The sequence below is a fragment of the Thioclava sp. FR2 genome (genome assembly GCF_051200875.1).
Taxonomy (GTDB): Bacteria; Pseudomonadota; Alphaproteobacteria; order Rhodobacterales; family Rhodobacteraceae; genus Pseudotabrizicola.
Genome location: NZ_CP195191.1, coordinates 3,340,627 through 3,366,977 on the forward strand (window position 1 = coordinate 3,340,627; position 26,351 = coordinate 3,366,977).

Sequence of the window (26,351 nt, forward strand, 5' to 3'; positions counted from 1 at the left end):
AGTGACGATGAATAACTCGATGAAACTCTCAGGGCTGACGGCGCTTGGCGCTTCGCTCTTTGCAAGCCTGCCAGCTTGGGCTCAGGAAGCGGCTGCAACCACCGAGGCCGCTGCCGAAACCGCCGCGCCAATCGTTGAAAAAGGCGATGTGGCTTGGATGATGACTGCAACCCTGCTGGTTCTGTTCATGATCGTTCCGGGCCTCGCGCTGTTCTACGGCGGTCTGGTTCGCACCAAGAACATGCTTTCGGTGCTGATGCAGACCACCGTTATCTCTGCCGTCGCGATGATCATCTGGATCGTCTACGGCTATTCGATGGCCTTTGGCGGCGGCACCTCGCCCTACTGGGGCGGATTTGCCAAGGTATTCCTTGCCGGTGTGACGCCTGACTCGCTCTCGGCCACATTCTCTGAAGGGATCATGATCCCCGAATACCTGTTCATCGCCTTCCAGATGACTTTTGCGGCCATTACCCCAGCACTGATCATTGGTGGCTTTGCAGAGCGCATCAAGTTCAGCGCAGTGCTCCTTTTCGTTGTCATCTGGCTGACCTTCTCGTACTTCCCGATTGCCCACATGGTTTGGGATGCGGCAGGCGTGATCTATAACCACGGCGCTATCGACTTCGCTGGTGGTACGGTTGTTCACATCAATGCCGGTATTGCCGCCCTTGTCGCTGCAATCGTCATCGGACCCCGCGTCGGTTACGGCAAAGACAACATGGCTCCGCACTCGATGACCCTGACCATGGTTGGCGCGTCGATGCTGTGGGTTGGCTGGTTCGGCTTCAATGCTGGTTCCAACCTTGAAGCGACTGCTGGCGCCACCTTGGCCATGATCAATACCTTCATCGCTACCGCTGCCGCTATCCTTGGCTGGTCGCTGATGGAAGTGATGACCCGTGGCAAAGCCTCGATGCTGGGTGCTGCTTCGGGTATGGTTGCTGGCCTCGTTGCCATCACCCCGGCCTGTGGCACGACTGGCCCGGTTGGTGCGATCGCCCTTGGCTTCCTCGCTGCCATCGCTTGCTTCTTCTTCGTCACCACGGTCAAGCACAAGCTGGGCTATGACGACAGCCTTGACGTCTTCGGTGTCCACGGCATCGGCGGTATCATTGGCGCCATCGGCACCGGTATCCTCGCTGCTCCGTCGCTGGGGGGTACTGGCTTTGTGGCGGAAGCTGGCACCATGGGTGCTCAGGTCTACGCTCAGATCCTCGGCGTGGTGATCACGATCATCTGGTCGGGCGCTGTCTCTCTGGTTGCTCTGTATATCTGCAAGGCCACAACTGGTCTGCGTGTCACCACCGATGAAGAGCGTGAAGGTCTTGACCTCACCTCGCACGGCGAGCGCGCCTACAACCTGTGATGTTTGCTGGGCCCCGGCGACGGGGCCCGTGCTTCCGAAGGACCGGCTCTCCTCCTCCCTGCTGGTCCCAAACTTTGGCCCGGGCGTTTGTCCCGGGCCACTTTATTTTGCGCCATGCCCCAAGCGATAGCTGACCGCTTCTGCCACATGGGGTTGGCGCACCTGCGCTGAACCATCCAGATCTGCGATCGTGCGGGCCACCCGCAAAACGCGATGGTAGCCGCGGGCCGAAAGACCGAACCTTTCTGCCACTTTGGCAATCAAGGTCCGTCCCTGCTCATCGGGCGTTGCGATGTCTTCCAAAAGCTGACCTTCGGCATCCGCGTTGACCCGTATTCCAGAATGTGCGGCGAACCGGGCTTCTTGGACAGCGCGGGCTTTGACAACTCTTTCGGCGATTGTGATCGAGCTTTCTCCCGTGGCCGGTAGGTCAAGATCTGTATAGGCCACGGGCGGGACGTCGACGCGCAGGTCGAACCTGTCCATCAAAGGCCCGGAAATCCGCCCCAAGTAATCCTCGCCACAAAGCGGGGCCTTGCCACAGGCGCGGGCCGGGTCTGACAAATACCCGCACCGGCAGGGGTTGGCGGCGGCCATTAGCAGAAATCGGCAGGGGTATCGGATATGGGCGTTGGCGCGGGCAACCATGACCTCACCGGTTTCAATTGGCTGTCTTAACGTTTCCAGCACCTGCCGGGGAAATTCGGGGAATTCGTCAAGAAAGAGTACGCCATTATGCGCGAGGCTGATTTCACCCGGTTTCGCCCCCCGCCCGCCGCCCACGATGGCGGCCATCGAGGCGGTGTGGTGGGGCTCGCGGAAGGGACGTTCGCGTGAAATCCCGCCTTCATCCAATAACCCTGACAGTGAGTGTATCATAGATGTTTCAAGGGCTTCGGACGGGCTGAGGGGCGGAAGAATGCCCGGCATTCGGGCCGCAAGCATCGACTTTCCGGAACCGGGGGTGCCCACCATCAGCATGTGATGGCGACCGGCAGCGGCGATTTCCATGGCGCGTTTCGCACGTTCCTGCCCCTTAACATCCCGCAAGTCCTTGTGGTTATGAGGTGTTTGCACCTCTCCGGCCTCTGCGGGGGACAGCGGGGATTGACCTGTGTAGTGGCGAACAACCTCATCCAGAGAGGAAGCCGCCAATACCTCTGTCGCGCCGACCCAGGCGGCTTCGGCACCGCAGGCGCGCGGGCAGAGCAAAGTGCAATCCTCTTCTGCCGCAGCCATCGCCGCAGGAAGCGCGCCAAGGACCGGCATCAGACGGCCATCAAGGGACAATTCTCCAATGGAGACCGTGACTTCCAATTCATCCCTTGGCAGGATTTCGATTGCGGAAAGGATCGAAAGCGCAATCGGCAGGTCGAAGTGAGAGCCTTCCTTGGGAAGGTCTGCCGGGGCAAGATTGATGGTGATCTTCTTTGAGGGCAGCGCAATCGACATTGCGGTCAAGGCCGCGCGAACGCGCTCTTTCGCCTCGGAAACGGCCTTATCTGGCAGACCGACAAGCGTAAAGGCCGGCACGCCGGGAGAGACGGCGCACTGGACTTCTACGATTCGAGCTTCGACGCCTTCGAAGGCGACGGTGTAGGTTTTGGCCACCATCCACTTTACCCCAATTCCTTAACAACAGTGTTAGGGGGGCGAGCGTTAGGGAAAGGTTAATGGTGGCCGCCGAAGGTTAACCGTTCACAAGGGCCATGAAGGCGGGCCATGCCTCTGGGTCTGCAACGGTCTTGTCCCGGCAAAACGCATTGCAGAAGCCAAAACGGCGGCCATCGGCCAGTGCAAGCGCATGGGTCACGGCTTTGCCGGAATAGGGGCAGGCGCTGTTCAGAACGCCGTCAATTCCGTCAACCGCCTGTGCCGCCATTGGTACCGGCCCCGGCCATGGGCGGGTTGGATAGTCGCGGCGGTAGAATTCCTGATCTGCCCCATCGACCAGCCCCATTGCCCTCCATTTGCGGAACGAGGGATGGGAAAGATGTGCTTGCACATAGGCCTGCGCGCGATCACTGACAGGAAGGTTGTAGGTCGCAATCCGGGTCGCCACTGGGGCAAAGAACACGTCGGCTGCGGAATAGGGGCCGCAAAGCCATGTCGATGAGCCTGTCTGTTCCCACGCCCAATTCCAAACAGTTTCAAGGCGTTGCAGATCATCCAGCACGGCCTGCGGCGGGGCGCAGTCGGTGTAGCTGACGCGAAGGTTCATCGGGCAATGGCTGCGCAAGGCCGTAAAGCCTGCATGCATTTCCGACGCAAGCACCCGCGCCACAGCGCGCGCCTTGCCTTCGGGCCAGATGCCCGCCTGCGGGTGGCGGCTGGCCAGTTCTTCGGCGATGGCGAGGCTTTCCGGCATGACAATCCCATCTGGCGTGCGGATCGTGGGCGCGGTGCGGGCCGGGTGGAATTTCTTGAGCAGGGTCGGCAATTCGTCGGTGTAAAGTCTGGCGGTGTGCAGGCGGTAGGGAATGCCAAAAGCCTCAAACAGAAGCCAGCCGCGCAGGGACCAGCTGGAATAGCCACGGTCACCAATAACCAAATCATAGACGTCAGACATAACACGTTATCCTTCTTAACTGCCGCGCGGGGCCTTAACATTAACCATGTTTCCCGACATCTAAATCGCAACAGCGTTAACGAGAAGTTCCGAAGGGTAAACAAAGCTTTGCGGGGAATTAACGCTTTCGGCGGTACACCCCCTGTACACCCCCCGTACACCCTCTGTGCATACGGCTTGCAGACAGGACCGCAGCAGGGGCGTGCCGCGACAGCTAGCCGTGTTCAGGCCGGTTGGAAAAGCGATGATTTGTGGGGGTGCCCATCAAGGGCGGTGATTGACCGCGATCTCGTCCCAGCCTGCCGCCGTTTTGTGCAGTTGCGTGACCGACAGGTTGTCGATGCGATGGGAAAAAGCCTGCTCTGAGGTCAGCCCGAGGCAGCTTTGCAGTGCTGCGACGATGGCACCGAAATGGCAGACCACAATGACGTCTGGGCCGTGGGCTGTCAGGCGATCAAGGGCCGCGCCAACACGGGCGAGAACATCATTCCAGCTTTCGCCCTGTGGCGGGCGCACCTCGCCGGGGGTTTCCCAAAAAGCGCGGATGCGGTCCGGGTCTTCGGCTTCGATTTCGGCAAAGCCGCGCATTTCCCATGCGCCAAAGTGCAGTTCGCGCCAATCGCTGTCATGTGGCAGGCGCTGCCTTGTCGGCAGGGATATGGCATTGGCTGTGGCCACAGCGCGTGTCAGGTCGGAAGAGAGCATGACCGCCTGTTGCGGCAGGTGGTCGGAAAGGCGTTGGAGAGCGGCTGTGTCGGAGAGATCGGCGGGAAGGTCTGTCCAGCCCACCATGCATTTCGCATGCGTTGGCCCGTGCCGGACAAGGTGCAGGCGCATCAGACCAGACCCTGCGGCAGTTGGCCTTTGAGCGCGAAGGGCAATCCGGCCATGACGCCGATGACCAAGCCCGCTTGGGCGGCAAGGTGCTGGTTCAGGCGCCCCTGTTCGTCGCGAAAGCGGCGGGCCAAACGGTTTTCGGGAACGACGGACAGGCCCACCTCATTCGTGACCACAACCACGGGGGCGGGGCAGGCGGCAAGTTCGGCCAAGAGATTGGCCATTTCCTGCCGCAGAGAGGTTTCCGCAAGCAGATGGTTTGTCAGCCACAGCGTGGCGCAATCCAACAGCACGACGCCGTCGGCGGGTGCTGCGGCAAGGGCGGGGCCAAGGTGCATGGGGGCTTCGATCGTGTTCCAGTCTTGGCCACGATCATTGCGGTGCTGGTCGATGCGGATGACCATTTCATCATCAAAGGCCTGAGCCGTGGCAATATAGGTGCGGGGGCGACCGGACAGGGTGACCAAGGCCTCGGCCATGCGGGATTTTCCTGATCTTGCGCCGCCGATGACGAGGCTTAGGGCCGGAAGCGAAAAAGTCGAGGTTGAAAGTGAACCAGTTCCGGTCATGGCGCGTATATCCCTTAAGCGCAGAAAAATCGCGCCAACTCATGACCGGGGGGTCTTTGGATGGCACTAGACGGATATACCGATCAAACCATGTCGCGCCAAGCAATGAAGGCGGAATTGCTGGATGCGGAAACGGAATTGCGGCTGGCCTATGCGTGGCGGGATTACCGTGATGAGCAGGCTTTGCATCGGCTGATCACCGCCTATATGCGGCTGGCGATCAGCATGGCGGCCAAGTTCCGGCGTTATGGGGCGCCGATGAATGACCTGATCCAAGAGGCGTCCTTGGGCCTGATGAAGGCTGCGGACAAGTTTGACCCGGATCGGGGGGTGCGGTTTTCGACCTATGCGGTGTGGTGGATCAAGGCCAGCATTCAGGATTATGTGATGCGGAACTGGTCGCTTGTGCGGACAGGATCGACCAGCAGTCAGAAGGCGCTGTTTTTCAATTTGCGCCGGGTTCAGGCCAAGCTGGAGCGGGAGGCGGCGCAGCGCGGTGAGGTGCTGGATGCGGCCCAGTTGCGGCAGATGGTGGCATCGGAAGTTGGGGTTTCGGTTGCCGATGTCGAGATGATGGAAGGGCGCCTTTCCGGATCGGACTTTTCGCTGAATGCCACGCAGTCGTCGGATGAGGACGGGCGGGAATGGATTGATGCGCTTGAGGATGACGGCCCGCAATCGGCCGAGGTGGTGGAAGAGGCGCATGACCGGGGGCAGGTGCGGACTTGGCTGGTGAAGGCGATGCAGGCGCTGAATGCTCGGGAACGGTTCATCGTGGCCGAGCGCAAGTTGCGCGAAGAGCCGCGGACGCTGGAAAGCCTTGGCGAAGAACTGGGTCTGTCGAAAGAGCGCGTTCGGCAATTGGAGGCTGCGGCCTTTGCCAAGATGAAGCGGAGCCTTGAAAGCCAAAGCCGGGAAGTGCACCATTTCTTGTGATGAAATGGCTGTTTGGGCTGATCCTTGCTGCGCCCGCCGTTGCGGGTGAGATTGCGCCGTCGGATTTGGCGTGGCAAAGGGTTGCCGATGTGGTGATCTTGGGCGAGGTGCATGACAACCCGGTGCATCACGAAAATCAGGCGGCCTTTGTCGCCGCGATCCAACCCAAAGCGGTGGTCTGGGAGATGATCCCCGAGGAGATTGCGGTTCCGGCGGATGTGACGGAAGCCGCGTCTTTGGCCAGGGCCTTGAACTGGGAGGCGCGGGGCTGGCCGGATTTTTCGATGTATCATCCGATTTTCGCAGCGGCTGGCGGGGCGCGGCATTACGGGGCCGAGGTGCCGCGTGATCTGGCCCGGCGGGCTGTGCGCGAAGGGGCAATGGCTGTGGCCGCGGATGGGGCCCTGTTCGGGTTGGATCGTGACCTGCCAGAGGCAGAGCAGGCCGCGCGAGAGGCAGAGCAGATGGCCGCCCATTGCGATGCGTTGCCAGAGGAACTTTTGCCCGGGATGGTACAGGCCCAGCGACTTCGCGATGCAACACTTGCCCGTGCGGTTTTGCGGGCGCTGGAGGAGGTTGGCCCGCCTGTGGCCGTGATCACTGGGTCGGGCCATGCCCGCAAGGATTGGGGCCTGCCATCAGTTCTGGCCAGAGCCGCGCCTTCGGTTTCCGTTCTGTCCATTGGCCAGATCGAAGGTGCTGCTGTGGGGGATCAGCCCTTTGATGCCTGGCTGACGGCGGTGTCGCCGGATCGTGAAGACCCCTGTGCCGCCTTTCAATAGGCCATTGGGGGTGTTGAGTTTGCTTCCGTCGCCGCCTAACGTCGGGCCAGACTGAATGGGGGCGCAGATGCTGGCCGGAAAACGAATTCTTCTGATCATTGGCGGCGGCATTGCAGCTTACAAGTCGCTGGAATTGATCCGGCTTCTTTCGAAGGCCGGGGCCAAGGTCGTGCCGGTGCTGACCAAGGCCGGGGCGGAATTTGTCACGCCCCTTTCAGTTTCGGCGCTGGCGGGCGCCAAGATTTATACCGATCTTTTCGATCTGACGGATGAGGCCGAAATGGGCCATATCCAACTGTCGCGTGCGGCAGATCTGGTCGTTGTGGCCCCGGCGACGGCGGATCTGATGGGCAAGATGGCGGCAGGGCGGGCGGATGATCTGGCCTCGACCCTTCTTTTGGCGACAGACAAGCGGGTGCTGATCGCGCCTGCGATGAATGTGCGGATGTGGCTGCATCCGGCGACACAGCGCAATCTGTCCACCTTGTTGGGCGATGGCATTCTGACGGTCGGGCCGAATGACGGCGACATGGCCTGCGGGGAATATGGCCCCGGGCGCATGGCGGAACCTGCGGAAATTTTGGCGGCGGTCGAGGCGCAACTGTCGGCGGGGCCACTCTTTGGAAAACATGTCATTGTGACCAGCGGCCCGACGCATGAGCCGATTGACCCGGTGCGCTATATTGCAAACCGTTCCAGCGGCGCGCAGGGAACGGCGATTGCGGCGGCGCTGCGCGACCTTGGCGCAAGGGTCAGCTTTGTCACCGGTCCTGCGACTGTTGCCCCCCCGGCAGGGGTGGAGGTGATCCGCGTGGAAACCGCGCGTGAGATGCTGGCGGCGGTTCAGGCGGCCCTCCCTGCCGATGCGGCTGTGATGGCGGCGGCTGTTGCCGACTGGCGCGTGGCCAATGCGGCGGGGCAGAAAATGAAGAAGGATGGCTCTGGCCGGGCACCGGGACTGGAATTTGCCGAGAACCCGGACATTCTGGCGACGGTTTCAAAAGCCGAGGCCCGTCCGCGCCTTGTGGTGGGCTTTGCGGCGGAAACGGAAAAGGTGGTGGAGCACGCCACCGCCAAGCGGGCGCGCAAGGGATGTGACTGGATCGTGGCCAATGACGTAAGCCCCGCAACCGGGATCATGGGCGGGATCGAGAACGCCGTGACGCTGATTTCTGATGCGGGCGCCGAAGATTGGCCGCGCATGAGCAAGGACGAAGTCGCCCGCAGGCTTGCGGACAGAATTGCCGAGGCGCTGCAATGATCCGGCGCGGCGGAGCGCCAAATTTTTTCGAAAAAATTTGGCCGTTGGCCTGCGTCATGGAGGCTGGTCTGGCATGCGACCCGTTGTGAAAATCCTGTTCGAGGACTGGGCTGACCGGGATTTGCCTTTGCCGGCCTATGAAACACCCGGGGCCGCCGGGGCAGATATTCGCGCCAATCTGCCACCCGAGAGGCGGGCCGAGGGCTTTACCCTTGCGCCCATGCAGCGGGCGATCTGCCCGACTGGGCTTCGTGTTGAAATCCCTCCGGGGTATGAAATGCAAATCCGCCCGCGTTCGGGTTTGGCCACCAAGCAGGGCATCACCCTTCCCAATACCCCCGGCACGATTGACAGCGATTATCGCGGCCCACTTGGGGTGGCATTGATCAATCTTGGGTCTGAGCCCTATACCATCCAGCATGGCGACCGCGTGGCGCAGATGATTGTTGCGCCTGTTGTGCAGGCAACGTTCGCCGTGGTTGAGGCCCTGAGCGACAGTGCGCGCGGCGAGGGCGGGTTTGGATCGACGGGAAAGCGCTGATGATCCCGGTTCTGGCGATGGCTGCGGTGATCTGGGGCGTGGGTGTCGTCTTTAAGACGCCCGTCCGGCTGCGGCTGACCTTGATTGCGGCGCTTTGGCTGGCTGTTGTGCTGGCGCAGCTTGTGCTGCCGGACGGCAATGGGTTTCGGCAGGCGACAGGGGGCGATGTCCGCCCTTGGTTGGCGCTGGGCGTTTTGGGGGCATTGGTTGCGGGCTATCGGGCGCTGGTTCAGAGCCTGCGGCGGCGCGCCGCCCCCAAGGCGGAGACTGAACCGCCACAGCAGGGAAGCTTTCGGGCGGCCGAGTTGGACCGCTATGCCCGACACATCATCTTGCGCGAAATCGGCGGGCCGGGGCAGAAAAAGCTGAAGGGGGCGAAAGTGCTGGTTGTGGGCGCTGGGGGGCTTGGGTCGCCTGCGCTTTTGTATCTGGCCGCTTCAGGTGTGGGGACGATCGGGGTCATTGATGCCGATGAGGTCGATAATTCGAACCTTCAGCGGCAGATAATCCATACTGACGACCGGATCGGGATGCCCAAGGTGTTTTCGGCCGAAATGGCGATGAAGGCTTTGAATCCCTTCATCGAGGTGCGGGCCTATCATCGGCGGTTGGATGAGGAAAGTGCTGCGGCTTTGGTGGCCGATTACGATCTGGTTCTGGATGGCACGGATAATTTCGACACGCGCTATCTGGTGAACCGGGTTTGTGTGGCGGCGGGCAAGCCCCTGATTTCGGCGGCGATAACGCAGTGGGAGGGGCAGATCTCGCTGTATGACCCGGTGCGGGGCGGCCCTTGTTACGAATGCGTTTTCCCGGTGCGGCCTGCGCCGGGGATGGTGCCAACCTGTGCCGAGGCGGGTGTGGCCGCCCCTTTGCCGGGGGTCATTGGCACCATGATGGCGATGGAAGCGGTGAAGGAAATCACCGGGGCGGGGCAGGGGCTGCGTGGGCGTTTGGTCATCCACGATGCGCTTTACACCGAAACGCGGGTGATTGCGGTGAAGTCTCGGGCTGATTGCCTGGTTTGCGGGGGACAACATGGTTGATCTGACAAAAGCGCCGTTCCATCTGGATGATGCACAGGTTGCGTGGGTTGAAGACACGCTTGCCGCGATGGGGCCGCAGGAAAAGGCGGGTCAGTTGTTCGTGCATCTGTCGCGCGGGTCGGATCCGGGGGAACTGCCTCGGCTTGCAAGGCTGAAGCCCGGCGGGATCACGCGGTTCTTTATGGGCGGGCTGGAGGAAGAGGCCAACTTTCTGGACGCCGCGCAGGCGCAGGCAGAGGTGCCGCTCTTGGTGTCATCGGATCTTGAGGGCAGCCGGATGAGCCTGCCTTTCGGGACCGAGGTGCCCAATCCCTTGGCCTTGGCGGCGGTTGATGATCTGGGGGCCACGCGGCAGGTGGCGCAGATCATGGCGCGGGAAGCGGCGGCGATCGGGGTCAACTGGACCTTTACACCGGTGATCGACATCAACGCGGCGTTTCGCAGCCCGATTGTGGCGACACGCGGGCTTGGCAGCGATCCTGTGCGGATCAAGGCGCATGCCTTGGCGACCATCGCAGAGTTTCAGGCGCAGGGTGTGGCGGCCACGGTGAAGCATTGGCCGGGGGAAGGCCATGATGACCGCGACCAGCATCTGGTGACGACGATCATCCCGCTTTCGGTTGAGGAATGGGAGGCCACCCATGGCGCGCTGTATCGCGCGGCGATCGAGGCCGGGGTGATGTCGGTCATGTCGGCCCATATCGCCTTCCCGGCGATGGTGCGGGCCGAAGATCCGGATTCGGGGGTTGAGGCGTTTCGCCCGGCCTCGGTCAGCCCGATTTTGACCGAAGACCTGTTGCGCAGGCGGTTGGGGTTCAACGGGGTGATCGTGTCGGATGCAACGCCGATGGCCGGGTTTGGCGCTTGGGCGCCCCGGTCTGAAATGCTGCCCGAGGTGATCATGGCGGGTTGTGATGTGATTCTGTTCTCGAACGATCCCGAGGGGGATCACGCCCTGATTGAGGCGGCGGTTGCAGATGGCCGGATTACGGCGGCGCGGCTGGATGAGGCGGTGCGCCGGGTGCTTGGCCTGAAGGCGGCGCTGGGCTTGCATCGGGGCGTGAAGCCTGCGGCGAGGGAAAAGATCGGGACGAAGGGCGACAGGGAAGCCGCGCGGGCAGTGACGGCGCGGGCGCCGACGCTGGTCAAGGATGTGAAATCCGTTTTGCCGCTGTCTGTGGACCGGTACCGCAGGGTGTTGGTGATTTCGGGCGGGGTGGTTTTTCCATTCATGCCTGTGCCACTGCCATTGGAGCTGCCAGACATGCTGCGGGCCGAGGGCTTTGAGGTCACGGTCTATGAAAAGGGAATGCAGATCGAGCCGAAGGATTGGGATCTGATGATCTATGCCTTTGCCGAGGAAACCCTGCTGACGCGGGGGCGGATCTTCCTTGATTGGCTAAAGCTGATGGGCGATTTTGGCATGTCGATGCGGCGCTGGTGGCATGAGGTGCCGACAGTGATGATCAGCTTTGGCTACCCCTATATGCTTTACGATGCGCCGCGGGTGCCGTGTTACATCAATGCCTATTCCAGCATGACCAGCATGCAGGCGGCAGTCGTTGACTGCCTTGTTGGGCGAACGCCTTTTGAGGGGCGGTCGCCCGTTGATCCATTCTGCGGGCTGGAGGATGCGCGGTACTGACCGCGCAATCCGTCAGGCGTCGAACCGATAGCTGGACGCGGTCACACCGCCGAACAGGTCTTTGTCATGATAGACCATCGTGGCCTTGTCATTTTCAGCGGCACCAAGGGCCACGAACAGCGGTACAAGGTGGTCTTCTTCCTTGTGGCTGATGCGGGCATAGGGGGCCTGTTCCCAGTTTTCCATGTCTTTCGTGCGCTCGGCCGGAGCCTTGGCCAAAGCTGCGTTCAGCCATTTGTCAAAGCCTTCGGATGGCTCTTTTGCGCCCGGCCCAAAAAGGCGCAGGTTATGATAGGAGAGGCCGGAACCGACAATCAGCACGCCTTCGTCCCGCAAGGGGGCAAGGGCGCGGCCAAGGGCCAGATGCTCGGCGGGCGAATAGCCGTGGCGCAGCGAGATTTGGAACAGCGGCACATCGGCATCCGGGTACATGATATAGGCCGGAACAAAGGTGCCGTGGTCATAACCCTGTTTCGGATCAAGCTTTACCGGGAGGCCAGCCGCCGCAATCAGATCGGCCGCGCGTTTGGCCAGATCAGGCGCACCGGGGGCCTGATACTTGATCTGGAAGGTATGCGGCGGGAAGCCGTGGTAGTCATAAACCATCGGCGGGTTCGGGTTGGTCATCACTGCAAAGCTGTCTTCTTCCCAATGACCCGAGATCATCAGGATGGCTTTTGGCCGTTCCGGCAAGTCTTTGACCATCTGCACAAAGCTGGCTTCAAGGTTTTTGAACATCACGCGCCAGTCAGGCATCCAAGGCCAAGGGCCGCCGCCGTGGCTGATAAAGTAGGTGGGCATACGGGTCATAGCGGGTCTCGCCAATTTACGGCGCAATCAATTGCGTCGGGATCACTATGCTTTGTGCGGACTTGTCGGGCAATTCGGGAATATTGCCCGACAATGGTGCGAAAATGCACATACCGCAGGAGCGGCATCAGTCGATTGACATGGTCACCGTCACATAGGCGTTTTCGTTTGATCGGTTGATTACCTCGACCACATGATCGCCGGATTGCCAAAGTTCGCCCCGGTATTCCGTGGTGAAGGGGACCATATCCAGAAGGAAGGTGCTGTCGGGGTTGAAGATCTGATAGGAGACGCCGTCGGTCGCCGTGCCCATTGTGACATAGAGATCCTGCCCGGCATTTGCGCCCAGCACATATCGGACCGAGCCGCCCGGCGCGATATCGGTGGTCATCGTCGCGCTGCTGGCGCCCTTCTGGAAGTGCACGGTTTCGGTCCGGGTTTCACCTGCGCCCATACCCGACTCCGCCATCGCGCCGCCGCCATCATCGCCATCTGCCGAGGTTTCTGCGGCAAGGACTTGGCAGATGCCGTTGACCCCGCCTGATCCGGTGAAGGTCACGATCAGGCCGCTGCCTCCACCGTCATGGCTGATGCTGTAGGTCATGCTTTCGATCGTGGCTTCGTAGTAATTTTCGTTGAAGGCGGTGACGTCGACAACCAAACCATTGACCCGCACGGCCCCGCTGCGATCTGCGTCGACCATGTTTTCTAGGCATTTGGCCGAAAAGATTGGCATTTCCGCTTTGGCCATGCCGGGGGCAAGCAAAAGGCTTGCGAGGAGAAGGTGAGAAAAGCGCATGTGCAAGACCTTTCAAATGCGGCGAGGCTAATATCGGAACGCAGTAATCCAATCGATTTTGAGCCTTTACTGTTTGAAATCAAGCGATTCTCTGTGCGGTTGGAAGAGGGGAGTGGGCGTGCCCTGAACGCGGAGTGCCTTGTCTGGTCTTATCGAGAAGGCTTGAAACCGCGACAATCGAAGGCATAGTCTGACGCCATTGATCCACGGGGAGCCCCAGAAATGAAATTTGTCTATTCGGCCCTGATCGGGCTGTCACTTGCCACGTCCGCTGCTTTTGCACAGGACTTGCCCGATCTGGGTGGCAAAGAGATCGTTGTGGTTACCGAGAACGCCTATCCGCCTCTGCAATTCCTTGATGCTTCGGGGGCAGCGATTGGCTGGGAATATGACGCCATGGCCGAGCTGGCCAAGCGGCTGAATTTCACGGTGAAATATGAGAATATCAGCTGGGATGCGATGATCCCGGCGGTGTCGGAAGGCCAGTTCGACATGGGGATGACGGGCATCACCATTCGCGATGACCGCAAGGAAAAGGTCGATTTTTCCGACAGCTATATGACCAGTGAAATGGTGATGATGGTGCGCGGTGACGAAGGACGGTTCACGGACAAGGCCAGTTTTGCGGCCAATGCCGAATTGCTGATGGCGGCGCAGCCGGGAACGACGCCGTTCTATGTGGGCGTCTATGAGGTGCTGGACGGCGATGAGGCGAATCCGCGGATCAAGCTGTTTGAAACCTTTGGCGCGACGGTTGAAGCGCTGAAAGCCGGAGACGTGGATCTGGTTTTGACCGATGGCACGGCTGGCGCGGGTTATGTCGATGCCTCGGGCGGTGGGTTGAAGATCATCGGGGAAAAGCTGGGGACAGAAGATTTCGGGTTCATTTTCCCGAAAGGGTCTGACCTTGTCGCGCCGATGAATGCGGGCATCGCCGCCCTGCGCGCCGATGGCACCATTGAGGCGCTGAACAAGAAGTGGTTCCTTGACTATAAGATGGGACAGTGACCTGAGTTGACAGGAGGGCCCCGCGAAATCGGGGCCCTTTTCCTATGATCCCCAATCCAAAACCCGATACCGATTTTCCGTGGTGGCTGGTGATCCTTGCGATCATCGGGGCGGCGCTGTTTTTCGAAGTGCTGTCCAGCGCGGTTTATTCTGCGGCCCTGCGGACCCTGATGAAGGGAATTGGCATTACGGTGGTTGTGGCTTTCGTGGCCTATCTGGGGGCCTGCCTGATGGGGCTGGGGCTTGCCTTGATGGGCCTGTCGCGGCGGATTGTCATCCGACAGGCCGCGCGGCTTTACATCGAGGTGATGCGCGGCATTCCGATCATCGTCTTGCTGCTTTATGTGGCCTTTGTGCTGGCCCCGGCCTTGGTTGTCGCCGTCAATTGGGTGCTGGAGCCCTTGGGGTTTGATCCGTGGCGAACGCGGGATTTCCCATTGATTGCGCGGGCGGTGATTGCGCTGATGCTGGCCTATTCGGCCTTTCTGGCCGAGATTTTCCGGGCCGGACTTCAAGCGGTTGAAAAAGGTCAGGTCGAGGCGGGCAAGGCACTGGGTCTGAATGGATGGCAACGGTTTCGCCATATCGTTTTTCCGCAGGCGTTTCGGATGATCCTGCCGCCCTTGGGCAATGATTTTGTGGCGATGGTCAAAGACAGCTCTCTGGTTTCGGTGCTGGGGGTGACGGATATCACCCAATTGGCAAAGGTCACGGCTGCGGGAAATTTCCGGTATTTCGAGACCTATAACGTGGCGGCACTGCTCTATCTGACCATGACGATCGGGTTGAGTTTGATCCTGCGGCGGCTTGAGGCGCGGATGAGGGAGAGGACGGCGGAATGAAGCGGAGTCTAGTGCGGGGCCTTTTGGCGCTGGTTGTGGTGCTGGCGCTTTTGGGGCTGTGGAAGCGCGAGGATATTACGCGCTTGATGGCGGTGAACACGCTTTTCGCCCCTGAAAAGATCGTCACCAATTTCTCGCATATGGACCGTTTGTTCTGGACCACAGAAATGGCGCGGGGGGAAGGGCCGGTCAGCCCCTTGCCGAAGGGCGAGGAAATTGTGCTTTCCAAGGCAGAGATGGACTGGATCGCGGACCGGCAGGTCACTGGGCTGGTGATCTTGAAGGATGGTCTGCTGCGGCATGAAAGCTATTACCTTGGCACAGCGCCCGAGGATCGGCGGATCAGCTGGTCGATGGCGAAAAGCTGGCTTGCCTCGCTCTTGGGCATTGTGATGGCAGAGGGCAAGATTGCCTCGCTGGACGACCCGGTGACGACATATGCGCCGGACCTGACCGGGTCGGCCTATGACGGGGCGACCATCCGCAATGTGCTGAACATGGCATCCGGGGTGGAGTTCAACGAGGACTATCTGGATTTCTGGTCAGACATCAACAAGATGGGTCGCGTCTTGGCGCTGGGCCAGTCGATGAATGGTTTCGCGGCCAGTATCGGCAAGCGGTCGGCTGCGCCGGGGGCGGAGTGGAAATATGTCTCGATCGACACCCATGTGATCGGCATGGTGATCGAAGGCGCGACGGGCGAGAAGATTGCCGATTTGATGCAGCGCCATCTGGTTCAGCCGATGGGGCTGGAGGTTGCGCCGAAATATATCACCGATGGGTATGGAACGGCCTTTGTGCTGGGCGGGCTGAACATGCCGACCCGGGATTATGCGCGGTTCGGCGCGATGATCGCGGCGGGTGGGCAATGGCAGGGTCGGCAGGTTGTGCCGGCGGCTTGGGTGGCACAGATGATCGCACCTTCGGCCCCCGGCGACGTAGGCTATGGCTATCAGTGGTGGGTTCCCGAGGGGTCTGCCCCCGGCGAGGTTTTGGCGCGGGGCGTTTATGGGCAGTATATCTTCATCGACAGCGACTCTGGGATTGTCATCGCGGTGAATTCGGCAGACCGCCGGTTCAAGGAGCCGGGGCGTTTTGAGGAAGATATGGTCGTTCTGCGGGGCTTGGCCGGGCGGCTATAAGCTGTTTTGCAAACAGGGAGCCGCGTTCAAGGGCATCGAGCCCCCGAACGCGGCGATGCCTCCGGCGGGGATATTTTTGCCAAGATAAAGGGAAAAGGATCAGGACAAAGGATCTTTGCCCATGGCTTGACCTTTGGGGACCAGCCCGGCAAGGGCCCGGCTGACGGTGCCGCTGGTCGAGGGGCGGTCAGTGGCGACGAAGGGCAGCGGGCGGCAGAGGTCGATTGCGGCAAGTCCCACGCGGGCGGTCAAGGCGCCATTGACCACGCCTTCGCCAAAGCGGCGGGAGAGTTTCGACAGGATGCCGCCGCCGGCGACCGAGCCGATCAGGTCATCGGTCAGCGCAAGGGCGCCGGTTGCCACGAGATGCGAAAAGACCCGGCGCAGCAGACCCCATGAGCCAAGAGCGCCAGAGCGGCCGCCGTAGATTTCGGCAAGGCGCCGGATCATCCGCAGGTTGGAGAACAGGGCGGTGGCGACATCGGCCAAGGCGAGGGGCACCAAAGCTGTGACGGTCGCCACTTGCCGTGCTGCCTGTTCAACCTCGGCCCGGGCCAAGGCGTCAAGCGGGGCCAGAAGTTCGGTTTCGGCCAGATTGAGAAGCGCGTCGGCATCAAGCACGTCGCCCTGACGATCGGAAAAGCGCGACAACCCCCATGCGGTTTCAGGCCGGTTGCCATAGAGCGCCGTAAGACTGGCCGTCAGGCGGCGGGCTTCTTTCAGGTCGCTGGTAGTGCGGGCGACTTCAGATCGTTGCCGCAGCGTATCGAGGCGATGCAGGCGGGCATAGGCCGACCATTCGCGCAGCGACAAGAGAACGGCCGCCAAGACTGCTGCGGCCAACAAGGCGAAGGCCACATAGCCAAGGATCGCGTTGCGGGCGAGAAGGCCGGTGACAAAGTCATAGGCCGCCACGGACAGCGCAAAGCTGAAGAAGGCCGAAAAGGCCCAGATCGCCGCTTGGGTCAGTTTGGAGCGGGGGCGCGCGGCAGAGGCGGCCAGCAGCATGGCGCGTCCGGTTGGAGCCGGATCGGGAACGGGGGGCGCGGAACTGGGGTCGGCCTCGTCCTCGAGGTCAAGGATCAGAGGTTTGCGGGGCGTTTCGGTCATAGCATATCCCCAATCAGGAATTCGGCGGCGCGGTCCAGCCGGATATGGGGCGGGCCATCGCCCGGTTTCAATGTCATGCGGGCAGGGGCAAAGGCCATCAGCCCGTACTCAGCCTCCAGCCAGCGCTCGGCACCTTCGCGGGCCGGGGCAAGGATGCGAGAGGGGTCGGAGGGCAAGTCGCCTGCATGCATCGCGGCCTGTTTCCCGGTGGCAAGAAGGCGGCCGCGGACGACATCCAAGGGGGTGCCGTCGCGCTGAACCGTGTCTTCGACCGTGGTGCGCAGGGAAGCCATCGACAGCGCCATGGTCTTTGCACCGGAAAAATCGGCGCGGCGTTTGGCGTCGGACAAGAGCGCTTCGGCGATTGCGGTCAGTTGCGGGTGCTGATGGTGGTGCAGATGATCGGCCTTTGTGGCGGCGAAAAGGATTTTCTCGACCCGTTTGCCGCCCAAAAGGCTGGTCAGCCAGCCATTGATTCCGGGGCGGAAGGTGGAAAGGATTTCCGCCATCGTGCGGCGCAGATCTTCGACTGCGCGGGGCCCTTGGTGGATGGCGCCCAAAACGTCCATCAGCACGACTTGACGGTCGATCCGGGCGAAATGATCGCGGAAGAAGGGTTTGACCACCTTTGACTTGTAGGCGTCGAAGCGGCGTTCCATTTCGCGCCACAGGCTGCCGCGCCCTTGGGTGGAGGGTCTGGGGACCGGGGCAAAAGTCAGAACGGGAGAGCCTGCCAGATCGCCGGGTAGAAGGAAGCGGCCGGGGGTCAGGTCGGACCATCCCTGCTTGCGGGCGGCTTGCAGATAGGCGGTGAAACTTGCGGCCAAGGACTGCGCCTGCGGTTCGTCCAGCGGCAGGCTGGCATCGGCGGCGCGGGCCTCGGCCAAAAAGGCTGCGGCTTCTGGGCGTTTGGAAATGCGGGCCAAGGTTTCTTCGGCCCATGTGTCGTAGCTTTTGTCCAAGAGCGACAGGTCAAGAAGCCATTCGCCGGGGTAATCGACAATGTCGAGATGAAGCGTTGTCGGACCGGTCAGCCCGCCAAAGAAGCCTTGAGGCCGAAGCCGGAAGGACAGGCGCAGTTCTGAAATCGCGCGGGTTGAGTCTGGCCAGCGGGGGGCATCGCCCAAGAGCGCGGTCAGGTGATTTTCGTAGTCGAACCGGGGCAGGGTCATGTCGGGCTGAGGTTGCAGCACAACGGTTTCGATCCGGCCTTGGGACTGGGCGACAAGCTGGGTCATGCGGCCGCGGTCCAAAAGGTTGGCGACAAGGGACGTGATGAAAACCGTCTTCCCGGCGCCGGAAAGCCCTGTGACGCCAAGCCTGAGGCTGGGTTCAAAAATGCCCGAAATTCTGGTCCCGACACTTTCCACGCTGCGCGTGATGCCGTCGGTGATGGTGGAAAGAACCACTGCACTGTCCCTTTGTCTTACTTGGTCAACATAGGTGTCGAATGCGGGGCTTTGTAGAGGGAAAGCGCGTTGGCCAGAATGGGCAGGGCGCAAAGGGCTTGCGGCAGGGGCAGGATCGGATATGGGAAAGGTCATGCCCAGATATGCGCTTAAAATTGATTATGACGGAGGGCCGTTCCAAGGCTGGCAGCGGCAGGCCGAAGGGCAGCCGAGTGTGCAGGCCGCGGTCGAGACGGCACTGGCGCGGCTGGAACACCGTCAACATACGATTGCGGCCGCCGGTCGGACAGATACCGGCGTTCATGCGACCGGTCAGGTTGCGACCGTCGATCTGGAGCGAGACTGGGATCCGTTCCGTCTGTCGGAAGCCCTGAACTTTCACCTGAAGCCGCAGCCGGTGGCGATTTTGCAGGCCGTGCGGGTGGATGATGACTTTCACGCCAGATTTTCCGCCATCGAACGGAGATACCTGTTTCGCCTTGTCGCGCGGCGGGCCCCGGTGACCCATGATCGCGGATGTGTTTGGCAGATACTTAGCCCGCTTGATCTTGGTGCGATGAAAGCCGGGGCAGAGGCCCTTGTCGGCCTGCATGATTTTACAACCTTTCGGTCGTCGATCTGTCAGGCAAAATCGCCGGTCAAGACGCTTGATTGCATTGAGATAACCGAGCATCCGTATGCAGGTGGGGTGGAATACCGCTTTGCGTTGCGGGCGCGCAGTTTCCTGCACAATCAGGTTCGGTCGATCGTTGGAACCTTGGAGCGTGTGGGGGCGGGTGCATGGTCGCCCGAACGTGTGGCCGAGGCACTTGCCGCGAAAGATCGCGCCGCCTGCGGTCCGGTGTGCCCGCCGCAGGGATTGTATCTGACCGGTGTGGGCTATCCGGTCGATCCGTTCTGCTGATTTGCCGGCAGCGGTGATTCCGAAATCTGTCATTTTGCGCCCGGAAGATTGCGACCGAATTCGAAGGTTTCGCAATTATGTTTTTCGACCTACGCGAATGGATAGGTTGGGCTTGGGCAGTGACTTTTCCAGATCGCCGGAACTAAGTATTGAAAATATTGAATATTTCGCTGGCAGTTAGCGCTAACGTCCAATCTGGTCAAAAAAACTTACCAGCTATTGCCTTTTGAGGGGGGTGGTCTAATCTCAGCACTGGGAGAAAGCCGCGCAAGCGGCGAAACATCGTCTGGGAGGACACCAATGACTGAGACTCGTGATTCCGCACGCCTGTCGCGCCGTTCGTTCTTGCGTAAAGGCGCCCTTGGCGGTTCGGCTGCAGCCGCAACTGCGCTGGCAGCACCGGCCGTTTTGGCACAGGCTCCGCTGGTCATGAAAATGCAGACCTCTTGGCCGGCATCGGACATCTGGATGGATTTTGCAAAGCAGTATGTTGACCGCGTTGAGGCAATGTCGGGCGGCCGTCTGAAGATCGACCTGCTGCCAGCCGGTGCTGTTGTCGCCGCGTTCCAGGTTATGGACGCTGTGAGCGACGGCGTTCTGGATGCTGCGCATTCGGTTTCGGTTTACTGGTACGGCAAGAACAAGGCCGCATCCTTCTTTGGCACCGGCCCGGTGTTCGGCGGTTCGTCGACCACCATGCTTGGCTGGTTCTATGAAGGCGGCGGTAAGGAGCTGTATGAAGAACTGACCCAGCAAATCCTTGGCCTGAACGTCTATGGCATGATGGGTATGCCGATGCCGGCGCAGCCCTTTGGCTGGTTCAAGCAGGAAGTAAACACGGTTGCTGACCTTCAGGGCTTCAAATACCGCACCGTGGGTCTGGCGGCTGACCTGCTTCAGGGCATGGGTATGTCGGTGGCACAGCTTCCGGGCGGTGAAATCGTTCCCGCAATGGAGCGTGGCGTGATTGACGCGTTCGAATTCAACAACCCGTCGTCGGACAGCCGTTTTGGCGCACAGGACGTGGCCAAGAACTACTACCTGTCGTCCTATCATCAGGCTTCGGAAGCGTTTGAATTCCTGTTCAACAAGGACTTCATGGACGATCTGGAACCCGATCTGCAGGCCATCCTGCGCCACTCGGTCGAAGCGTCGGCCACCTCGAACCTTGCGCTGGCCATGCGCGAATATTCGACCGACCTGCAGAAGCTGATCACCGATTCAGGTGTGACGGTTCGCCGTACGTCGAAGGACATCCTGAACGGCCAAATCCAGGCTTGGGACGCGCTGATCCCGGAACTGGAAAAGGATGCGTTCTCGAAGAAGGTCATGGACAGCCAGCGCGCCTGGGTCGAGAAGGTTGCCTATTACGAACTGATGAACGCGCCGGATCTGGGTCTGGCCTACGATCACTACTTCCCGGGCAAACTGAGCCTCTGAGGTCGGTTGGGCATCGCAGAGGTGCCCTACCTTTTGGCGCCGGGTTCGGGGGAACCCGGCGTCTTTCCCTGAACGGAGTTTCCGCAAATGATCCGCTATATCCGGTTCGCAGACAGCGTCTCGGCCTGGTTCGGAAAGACCTTTGGCTGGCTTATCATTCTGATGACCTTCGGAATGAGCTACGAGGTGATGGTGCGCTATTTGTTCAATGCGCCAACCCCATGGTCGCTTGATGTAAGCTTTATCATGTATGGCACGATGTTCATGATGGGGGGGGCCTATACGCTGTCACGCGGGGGGCATGTGCGCGGCGACTTCCTGTATCGCACATGGAAGCCCAGAACACAGGCCATGGTCGACTTGGTCCTGTATATCCTTTTCTTCTTCCCCGGAATTCTGGCCTTGGTGATCACCGGCTGGAAATATGCCAGCCGGTCATGGAGCTATACCGAGGTTTCGGTCAACAGCCCTGCGGGCATACCGATCTACCAGTTCAAAACGGTTATCGTGGCGGCAGGCATCTTGCTGATCATTCAGGGCCTCGCGCAGGTGTTCCGCTGCATCCTGTGCATGCGCGACGGCTATTGGACCGCGGCCGAGAATGACGTCGAAGAGACCGAAGAAATCCTCCTGAAGCAGGCTGCCAAAGAGCAGTCGAACTGATCGGTGGGCGCGACCGAGGTTGCGCCTGATCGACTACAATTCATTCGGAGTTCACAAAGTGACCGACCCGCAGATCGCCTTGATGATGCTTGCCATCTTCATCATCTTTGTTTTCCTGGGCTTTCCCATTGCCTTCACACTTATGGCTCTTGGTATCGCCTTTGGCTATTACGCTTACTTCGATGCCGGTCGGATGTGGCGGTCGTTCAACCGCCTTGGCGAAGATGCAAGCTGGTGGGACAGCACGAGTTTATGGATCGAGGGGTTCTACAATAACCGCATCTTCGACCTCTTCGTGAACCAGACCTACACGGTGATCTCGAACGAGGTGCTGACGGCCATCCCGCTGTTCCTGTTCATGGGTTATATCGTTGAACGCGCGAATATCGTGGACAAGCTGTTCGGCACGCTGGCGGTTGCAACACGCAATATTCCGGGGTCGATGGGGGTTGCGGCTCTGATCACCTGCGCGCTGTTCGCGACTGCCACCGGGATCGTCGGGGCCGTCGTGACGCTGATGGGCCTGCTGGCGCTGCCGCAGATGTTGAAGATGCGTTACAATCACAGCTTTGCCTCGGGCATCATCTGCGCGGGCGGAACGCTGGGTATTCTGATCCCGCCGTCGATCATGCTGATCGTCTATGCGGCGTCGTCGGGCGTGTCGATTGTGCGGCTTTACGCGGGCGCCCTTCTTCCCGGTTTCACGCTGGTGGGATTGTACCTCATCTACATCATGGGGCGGGCGATGCTGAACCCGTCGCTTGCGCCAAAGCCGACCAAGGAAGAAATGCCTGAGGTTCCCTTTGGCAAAATGATAAAGATGCTGGCCACCAGCTTCTTGCCTTTGGCAATTCTGATCCTCTCGGTGCTTGGATCGATCCTGTTTGGTCTTGCGACCCCTACGGAAGCCGCGTCCATCGGCGCCTTGGGCGGGATGGTGCTTGCGGTGGCCTATCGCGCCATGACCTTCCAGCGCCTGCGGGAGTCGGTCTACCTGACCGTGCGCACGACGGCGATGGTGTGTTGGTTGTTCGTCGGTTCCTACACCTTCTCGGCCGTGTTCAGCTATTTGGGCGGTGAGCATGTGATCGCGGATTTCGTGCAGGGGCTTGATCTGACGCCGGTGCAATTCCTGATCATCGCGCAGCTGATCATCTTCCTTTTGGGTTGGCCGCTGGAATGGTCGGAAATCATCATCATCTTCGTGCCGATCTTCCTGCCGCTGCTGCCGCATTTCGGAATTGATCCGCTGTTCTTTGGCGTGCTGGTGGCCCTGAACCTGCAAACGTCGTTCCTGACCCCACCAATGGCAATGAGCGCCTATTATCTGAAGGGCATCGCACCGCCAGAGATCAAGCTGACCGAAATCTTCAAAGGCGTTCTCCCCTATTGCGGAATGGTCGTGATCTGCATGGTCTTGATGTACGTCTTCCCAGATATCGTCTTCATGCTGCCGGATGCCTTCTATGGCCCTTCACGATAACAAGGACGCGGTTCTGGCCCTTGGGGCGGTTGCCTTGCGCGACCGCCTTGCCAGTGGGGCGCTAGGTGCAGAGGCGCTAGTCGAAGCCTGTCTGGCCCGCATTGCCGAGGTCGAGCCATTGGTACAGGCCTGGGCTTGGTTGGATGGTCAGCATGCCGTCGAACAGGCGCGCCGGTTGGACCAGTGGCGCAAGTCGGGAAAGCCACTTGGGCCGTTGCATGGTTTGCCAGTGGGTTTGAAAGATGTCATCGACACGAAGGGCATACCGACACAGAATGGAACGCCAATTGACGAAGGCCGCGTGCCCGAGGCTGATGCGTGGATCGTTTCCCGCCTGAAAGCGGCTGGCGCGATTGTGTTGGGTAAAACCGTCAGCACGGAATGCGCTTTTTTGCATCCCGGCAAGACAAGAAACCCGCATAATCCCGCGCATACCCCCGGCGGGTCCTCGCAAGGATCTGCGGCTGCCGTAGCCGCCGGCATGGTGCCGCTGGCCATCGGGACGCAAACGGGCGGCTCCGTTATTCGACCCGCAGCATTTTGCGGTGTTGTCGGATTGAAGCCCAGCTTCGGGCTGATCCCAAGGACCGGCGTTTTGATGCAATCGCCGTTTCTGGATACGATGGGGGTCTTTGCCCGTTCGGTTGAAGACGCGGCTTTGTTGGCAGAGGTTCTGGCAGGCCATGACCCTGCCGATAAGGCGACTGAACCGGTCCCAATGCCAAGGCTGCTGAAAGTGGCGCAAAGTGATGTGCCTGTGCGCCCAACCTTTGCCTTTGCCCGCCTGCCGGGATGGGATCAAGCAGACCCGCAGATGCAGGGCGCGCTGGAAGAACTGGCCGAACTGCTGGGCGAACAGTGCTTTGAGGTGCCGTTGGACGGCTTTGAAGAGGTCGCTTCGGCGCGGCAGCGCATCAATTTTGCCGAGATGGCCAAGTGCTATTACGGGCTGGAACGCCGGGGGCGTGACCAGATGTCGGACGTGCTGAAATCCGCGATGGACGAAGGCAAAGCCGTTCTGGCGCGTGATTATCTGGCTGCATTGGATTGGCGTGAGGTCATGAATGGCGCGTTGGAGCGGATTTTTGATCGCTGTGATGCCATACTTTGCGCCCCTGCGCTTGGCCCCGCACCGGAAGGTCTGGAAAGCACCGGATCGGCCATTTTCAATGGGCTTTGGACTCTTGCCGGAGTTCCTGCCATCACCTTACCCGTCTTTACGGCCGATAATGGGCTTCCGATGGGGGTTCAATTGGTTGGAAAGCGTGGCTCGGATGCGCGTCTGCTGCGTACAGCGCGTTGGCTTTCCACCTATCTTGCAACGCTGGATCAGGAGAATTGATCGGATGAACAACATTCTTGCAGTCATAGCCTTTCTGATCTTTTGCGGGTTTCTGGCGGTTCTGATCATCCATGTTCCCAGACTGGATCTGATCGCAGTGATCGCGGTCACAGTCGCTTTGGCTGGCTGGGATCTGGTGCAGAACCTTAAGGGCAACGCTGGCTGAGATCGCGTACCTGATGAAGCGGATGCAATGGCACTTGCCTTGAACGGGCGGTGCCCTTGTCATGCTGCGTCTTTGAAATGGGGCTTGCGTCCGACGCGTCCTAGCTAATTTCTTTCACGGTCAACCCGGAAAGCTGCGGCTGTGTCTGTGGCGTTCTGTGCGATGTGTCGATAACGATGTAACAAGCGTGACAGTTTTTCGAATTGACTGGTGGAAATGAATAAGGAAACCGACGACTGGGATGTGCTCTTGGCTGCGGGGATCGCAGGCGATTCCGCGGCCTATCGTCGTTTTCTTTATCTGGTTACCCCGGTTATTCGGGGCATTGTCAGATCACGAGGTACGGCTTTGGGTGAGGCTGTTTGCGAAGACATCGTTCAGGAAGTTCTGTTGGCGGTTCACCTGAAGCGCCACACATGGAAGCAGGACAGCCCGGTGCGGCCATGGGTCTATGCCATCGCGCGCTACAAAGTGGTGGACGGGTTTCGCTCTCGGGGGCAGCGCGTCCATGTCCCTATTGAAAGCGTTGCAGAAAGCCTGCCAGCAGCCGAGGCCGCAGATCCGACCGTCGCGTGGGATATGGAAAAGATGATCGGCAAATTGGATGGACGTTCTGCTGATATCGTTCGCCGGATCGGTTTGAACGGAGAAAGCATCGCTGAGACGGGAGAAGCCCTGCTGATGAGTGAAGGCGCCGTTCGAGTGGCATTGCACCGCGCCTTGAAACGCCTTGCGGCATTGCGCGAAAGGTTCGTCGAATGAAGACCGATGATTTGATCCGCACGCTTTCAGAAGACAGGGTGCAAGAGCCTTCAACCTGGAAATCCATGTTGGTCTGGGTCATTCCGGCTGGCATCTGTTCGCTGTTTCTTCTCTTGGCCAGTCTTGGGCCGCGTGTCGATTTGGCCGCCGCCCTTGGCAACCCGGTGTCCGTGATGCGCTATGTCCTGTCCGGGCTGCTTGCCGTTATTTCTGCCCGTGCGGTGCTGTCGCTTGCTCGCCCCGAGGCCGACCTGCGCGCGGTTTGGCCGGTTCTGATCGTTCCGGCAATTGCCGTGGCACTTTGGGTCTGGGCATGGGTGGGCGTTCCCGCCGAAGGGCGCCAGATGGCGATTGTGGGCAAGACGATGGTCACCTGTTTGGTGACCATTCCGATCCTGTCAATTCTTCCCGTCGGTGCAATCTTTATCGCGCTCCGGGGGGCTGCCCCAACTGTGCCTGCGAAAGCCGGGGCATTGGCAGGGTTGACCGGAGGCGGCCTCGCCGCGGCGATCTATGCGATCCATTGCACCGAAGACAGCCCGCTTTTCTATGTCACATGGTACGGATTGGCGATCCTTTTCGTCACCAGTGTCTCGGCATTGCTCGGCGCGCGCCTGCTGCGCTGGTAAGTTCGGGCAGACAGATTGAAAAGGCTGTCTTCTTCCGCTTCTTTCCACTTGCCCCTGCTTGGACAGACCATTAAACGGGTCGGCGGAGTGGTGGCCGAGTGGTCGAAGGCACACCCCTGCTAAGGGTGCAGGCGGGGAACCGTCTCGAGGGTTCGAATCCCTTCCACTCCGCCACAATATCAATCTAACAAACTGTTTTTCGTGGTGTCTTTTGGATTTCACGGATTTCTGGCTAGAATTGTGGATACAGTTGAAGTCTGAGAAACAGGTCAGCGGAAATTCCCGTG

At 60.2% G+C, this 26,351-nt stretch carries 26 protein-coding genes and 1 tRNA gene; 19 read left to right on the forward strand and 8 right to left on the reverse strand.

What is annotated here, in order from left to right; translation table 11 throughout:
* Nucleotides 1-7: 7 nt before the first annotated feature.
* Entirely contained in the window at nucleotides 8-1,369 is a 1,362-nt protein-coding gene (locus tag ACSBLW_RS16110) for an ammonium transporter (RefSeq protein ID WP_435257616.1), read from the forward strand.
* 102 nt (nucleotides 1,370-1,471) lie between these two features.
* Here the strand turns inward: ACSBLW_RS16110 and ACSBLW_RS16115 are convergent, their stop codons facing one another.
* From ACSBLW_RS16115 to cobU, 4 genes are all read right to left on the reverse strand, one after another.
* A complete protein-coding gene (locus tag ACSBLW_RS16115) occupies nucleotides 1,472-2,983 on the reverse strand; it encodes a YifB family Mg chelatase-like AAA ATPase (protein ID WP_435257617.1) in 1,512 nt (503 codons plus the stop codon).
* A gap of 76 nt (nucleotides 2,984-3,059) precedes the next feature.
* The gene (locus tag ACSBLW_RS16120) at nucleotides 3,060-3,938 is read right to left on the reverse strand and encodes a glutathione S-transferase (RefSeq protein ID WP_435257618.1); all 879 of its coding nucleotides are present in this window, start codon (nucleotides 3,936-3,938) and stop codon (nucleotides 3,060-3,062) included.
* 264 nt (nucleotides 3,939-4,202) lie between these two features.
* Nucleotides 4,203-4,778 carry a histidine phosphatase family protein gene (locus tag ACSBLW_RS16125; RefSeq protein ID WP_435260140.1) on the reverse strand — a complete coding sequence of 192 codons (576 nt, stop codon included), beginning with the start codon at nucleotides 4,776-4,778 and terminating at the stop codon, nucleotides 4,203-4,205.
* On the reverse strand, nucleotides 4,775-5,344 hold the full coding sequence (gene cobU, locus ACSBLW_RS16130) for a bifunctional adenosylcobinamide kinase/adenosylcobinamide-phosphate guanylyltransferase (protein WP_435257619.1): 570 nt from the start codon (nucleotides 5,342-5,344) through the stop codon (nucleotides 4,775-4,777). The genes ACSBLW_RS16125 and cobU overlap by 4 nt, the downstream gene beginning before the upstream one ends.
* A gap of 60 nt (nucleotides 5,345-5,404) precedes the next feature.
* Between cobU and ACSBLW_RS16135 the strand changes: the two genes are divergently transcribed.
* From ACSBLW_RS16135 to ACSBLW_RS16160, 6 genes are all read left to right on the forward strand, one after another.
* Nucleotides 5,405-6,280 (forward strand): RNA polymerase factor sigma-32, encoded by an 876-nt coding sequence (locus ACSBLW_RS16135; protein ID WP_435257620.1) that lies wholly within the window; start codon nucleotides 5,405-5,407, stop codon nucleotides 6,278-6,280.
* The gene (locus ACSBLW_RS16140; protein ID WP_435257621.1) at nucleotides 6,280-7,062 is read left to right on the forward strand and encodes a ChaN family lipoprotein; all 783 of its coding nucleotides are present in this window, start codon (nucleotides 6,280-6,282) and stop codon (nucleotides 7,060-7,062) included. Before ACSBLW_RS16135 ends, ACSBLW_RS16140 begins: the two co-directional genes overlap by 1 nt.
* A 67-nt stretch (nucleotides 7,063-7,129) precedes the next feature.
* Complete coding sequence (gene coaBC, locus ACSBLW_RS16145; RefSeq protein WP_435257622.1) at nucleotides 7,130-8,323, forward strand: bifunctional phosphopantothenoylcysteine decarboxylase/phosphopantothenate--cysteine ligase CoaBC; 1,194 nt, start codon at nucleotides 7,130-7,132, stop codon at nucleotides 8,321-8,323.
* 73 nt (nucleotides 8,324-8,396) lie between these two features.
* Nucleotides 8,397-8,864, forward strand: coding sequence for a dUTP diphosphatase (dut, locus tag ACSBLW_RS16150; RefSeq protein WP_435257623.1), 468 nt, complete (start codon nucleotides 8,397-8,399; stop codon nucleotides 8,862-8,864).
* Nucleotides 8,864-9,910, forward strand: coding sequence for a HesA/MoeB/ThiF family protein (locus ACSBLW_RS16155; RefSeq protein ID WP_435257624.1), 1,047 nt, complete (start codon nucleotides 8,864-8,866; stop codon nucleotides 9,908-9,910). Before dut ends, ACSBLW_RS16155 begins: the two co-directional genes overlap by 1 nt.
* Nucleotides 9,903-11,555, forward strand: coding sequence for a glycoside hydrolase family 3 protein (locus ACSBLW_RS16160; RefSeq protein ID WP_435257625.1), 1,653 nt, complete (start codon nucleotides 9,903-9,905; stop codon nucleotides 11,553-11,555). Before ACSBLW_RS16155 ends, ACSBLW_RS16160 begins: the two co-directional genes overlap by 8 nt.
* Before the next feature lie 12 nt (nucleotides 11,556-11,567).
* Here ACSBLW_RS16160 and ACSBLW_RS16165 read toward each other — a convergent pair whose 3' ends face one another.
* On the reverse strand, nucleotides 11,568-12,365 hold the full coding sequence (locus ACSBLW_RS16165; protein ID WP_435257626.1) for a DODA-type extradiol aromatic ring-opening family dioxygenase: 798 nt from the start codon (nucleotides 12,363-12,365) through the stop codon (nucleotides 11,568-11,570).
* A 127-nt stretch (nucleotides 12,366-12,492) separates the two neighbouring features.
* Nucleotides 12,493-13,164 (reverse strand): hypothetical protein, encoded by a 672-nt coding sequence (locus ACSBLW_RS16170; protein WP_435257627.1) that lies wholly within the window; start codon nucleotides 13,162-13,164, stop codon nucleotides 12,493-12,495.
* A gap of 222 nt (nucleotides 13,165-13,386) precedes the next feature.
* Between ACSBLW_RS16170 and ACSBLW_RS16175 the strand changes: the two genes are divergently transcribed.
* From ACSBLW_RS16175 to ACSBLW_RS16185, 3 genes are read left to right on the forward strand one after another with little or no spacing between them, the layout of a single operon-like run.
* Nucleotides 13,387-14,172 carry a transporter substrate-binding domain-containing protein gene (locus ACSBLW_RS16175; protein ID WP_435257628.1) on the forward strand — a complete coding sequence of 262 codons (786 nt, stop codon included), beginning with the start codon at nucleotides 13,387-13,389 and terminating at the stop codon, nucleotides 14,170-14,172.
* A 44-nt stretch (nucleotides 14,173-14,216) separates the two neighbouring features.
* Nucleotides 14,217-15,014, forward strand: coding sequence for an amino acid ABC transporter permease (locus tag ACSBLW_RS16180; protein WP_435257629.1), 798 nt, complete (start codon nucleotides 14,217-14,219; stop codon nucleotides 15,012-15,014).
* Nucleotides 15,011-16,156: a serine hydrolase domain-containing protein gene (locus ACSBLW_RS16185; protein WP_435257630.1), complete on the forward strand. Its 1,146-nt coding sequence runs from the start codon at nucleotides 15,011-15,013 to the stop codon at nucleotides 16,154-16,156. Before ACSBLW_RS16180 ends, ACSBLW_RS16185 begins: the two co-directional genes overlap by 4 nt.
* 99 nt (nucleotides 16,157-16,255) lie before the next feature.
* Here ACSBLW_RS16185 and ACSBLW_RS16190 read toward each other — a convergent pair whose 3' ends face one another.
* Nucleotides 16,256-17,266: a YcjF family protein gene (locus ACSBLW_RS16190; protein WP_435257631.1), complete on the reverse strand. Its 1,011-nt coding sequence runs from the start codon at nucleotides 17,264-17,266 to the stop codon at nucleotides 16,256-16,258.
* On the reverse strand, nucleotides 17,263-18,675 hold the full coding sequence (locus tag ACSBLW_RS16195) for a YcjX family protein (protein ID WP_435260141.1): 1,413 nt from the start codon (nucleotides 18,673-18,675) through the stop codon (nucleotides 17,263-17,265). Before ACSBLW_RS16195 ends, ACSBLW_RS16190 begins: the two co-directional genes overlap by 4 nt.
* Before the next feature lie 133 nt (nucleotides 18,676-18,808).
* On the opposite strand from ACSBLW_RS16195, the gene truA reads away from it, so the two are divergent.
* The 9 genes from truA to ACSBLW_RS16240 all read left to right on the forward strand — a co-directional run bounded on the left by truA (nucleotide 18,809) and on the right by ACSBLW_RS16240 (nucleotide 26,238).
* Complete coding sequence (gene truA, locus ACSBLW_RS16200) at nucleotides 18,809-19,579, forward strand: tRNA pseudouridine(38-40) synthase TruA (protein ID WP_435257632.1); 771 nt, start codon at nucleotides 18,809-18,811, stop codon at nucleotides 19,577-19,579.
* 300 nt (nucleotides 19,580-19,879) lie between these two features.
* The gene (locus ACSBLW_RS16205) at nucleotides 19,880-21,019 is read left to right on the forward strand and encodes a TRAP transporter substrate-binding protein (protein ID WP_435257633.1); all 1,140 of its coding nucleotides are present in this window, start codon (nucleotides 19,880-19,882) and stop codon (nucleotides 21,017-21,019) included.
* 87 nt (nucleotides 21,020-21,106) lie between these two features.
* On the forward strand, nucleotides 21,107-21,682 hold the full coding sequence (locus ACSBLW_RS16210; RefSeq protein WP_435257634.1) for a TRAP transporter small permease subunit: 576 nt from the start codon (nucleotides 21,107-21,109) through the stop codon (nucleotides 21,680-21,682).
* Between the two features lie 58 nt (nucleotides 21,683-21,740).
* Complete coding sequence (locus ACSBLW_RS16215; protein ID WP_435257635.1) at nucleotides 21,741-23,165, forward strand: TRAP transporter large permease; 1,425 nt, start codon at nucleotides 21,741-21,743, stop codon at nucleotides 23,163-23,165.
* Nucleotides 23,149-24,507 (forward strand): amidase, encoded by a 1,359-nt coding sequence (locus ACSBLW_RS16220; RefSeq protein ID WP_435257636.1) that lies wholly within the window; start codon nucleotides 23,149-23,151, stop codon nucleotides 24,505-24,507. Before ACSBLW_RS16215 ends, ACSBLW_RS16220 begins: the two co-directional genes overlap by 17 nt.
* Before the next feature lie 4 nt (nucleotides 24,508-24,511).
* Entirely contained in the window at nucleotides 24,512-24,673 is a 162-nt protein-coding gene (locus tag ACSBLW_RS16225; protein WP_435257637.1) for a hypothetical protein, read from the forward strand.
* A 216-nt stretch (nucleotides 24,674-24,889) separates the two neighbouring features.
* Nucleotides 24,890-25,435 (forward strand): sigma-70 family RNA polymerase sigma factor, encoded by a 546-nt coding sequence (locus tag ACSBLW_RS16230; RefSeq protein WP_435257638.1) that lies wholly within the window; start codon nucleotides 24,890-24,892, stop codon nucleotides 25,433-25,435.
* Nucleotides 25,432-26,064, forward strand: coding sequence for an NrsF family protein (locus ACSBLW_RS16235; RefSeq protein ID WP_435257639.1), 633 nt, complete (start codon nucleotides 25,432-25,434; stop codon nucleotides 26,062-26,064). Before ACSBLW_RS16230 ends, ACSBLW_RS16235 begins: the two co-directional genes overlap by 4 nt.
* 84 nt (nucleotides 26,065-26,148) lie before the next feature.
* Nucleotides 26,149-26,238 (forward strand) — tRNA-Ser (locus ACSBLW_RS16240).
* Nucleotides 26,239-26,351: the final 113 nt, after the last annotated feature.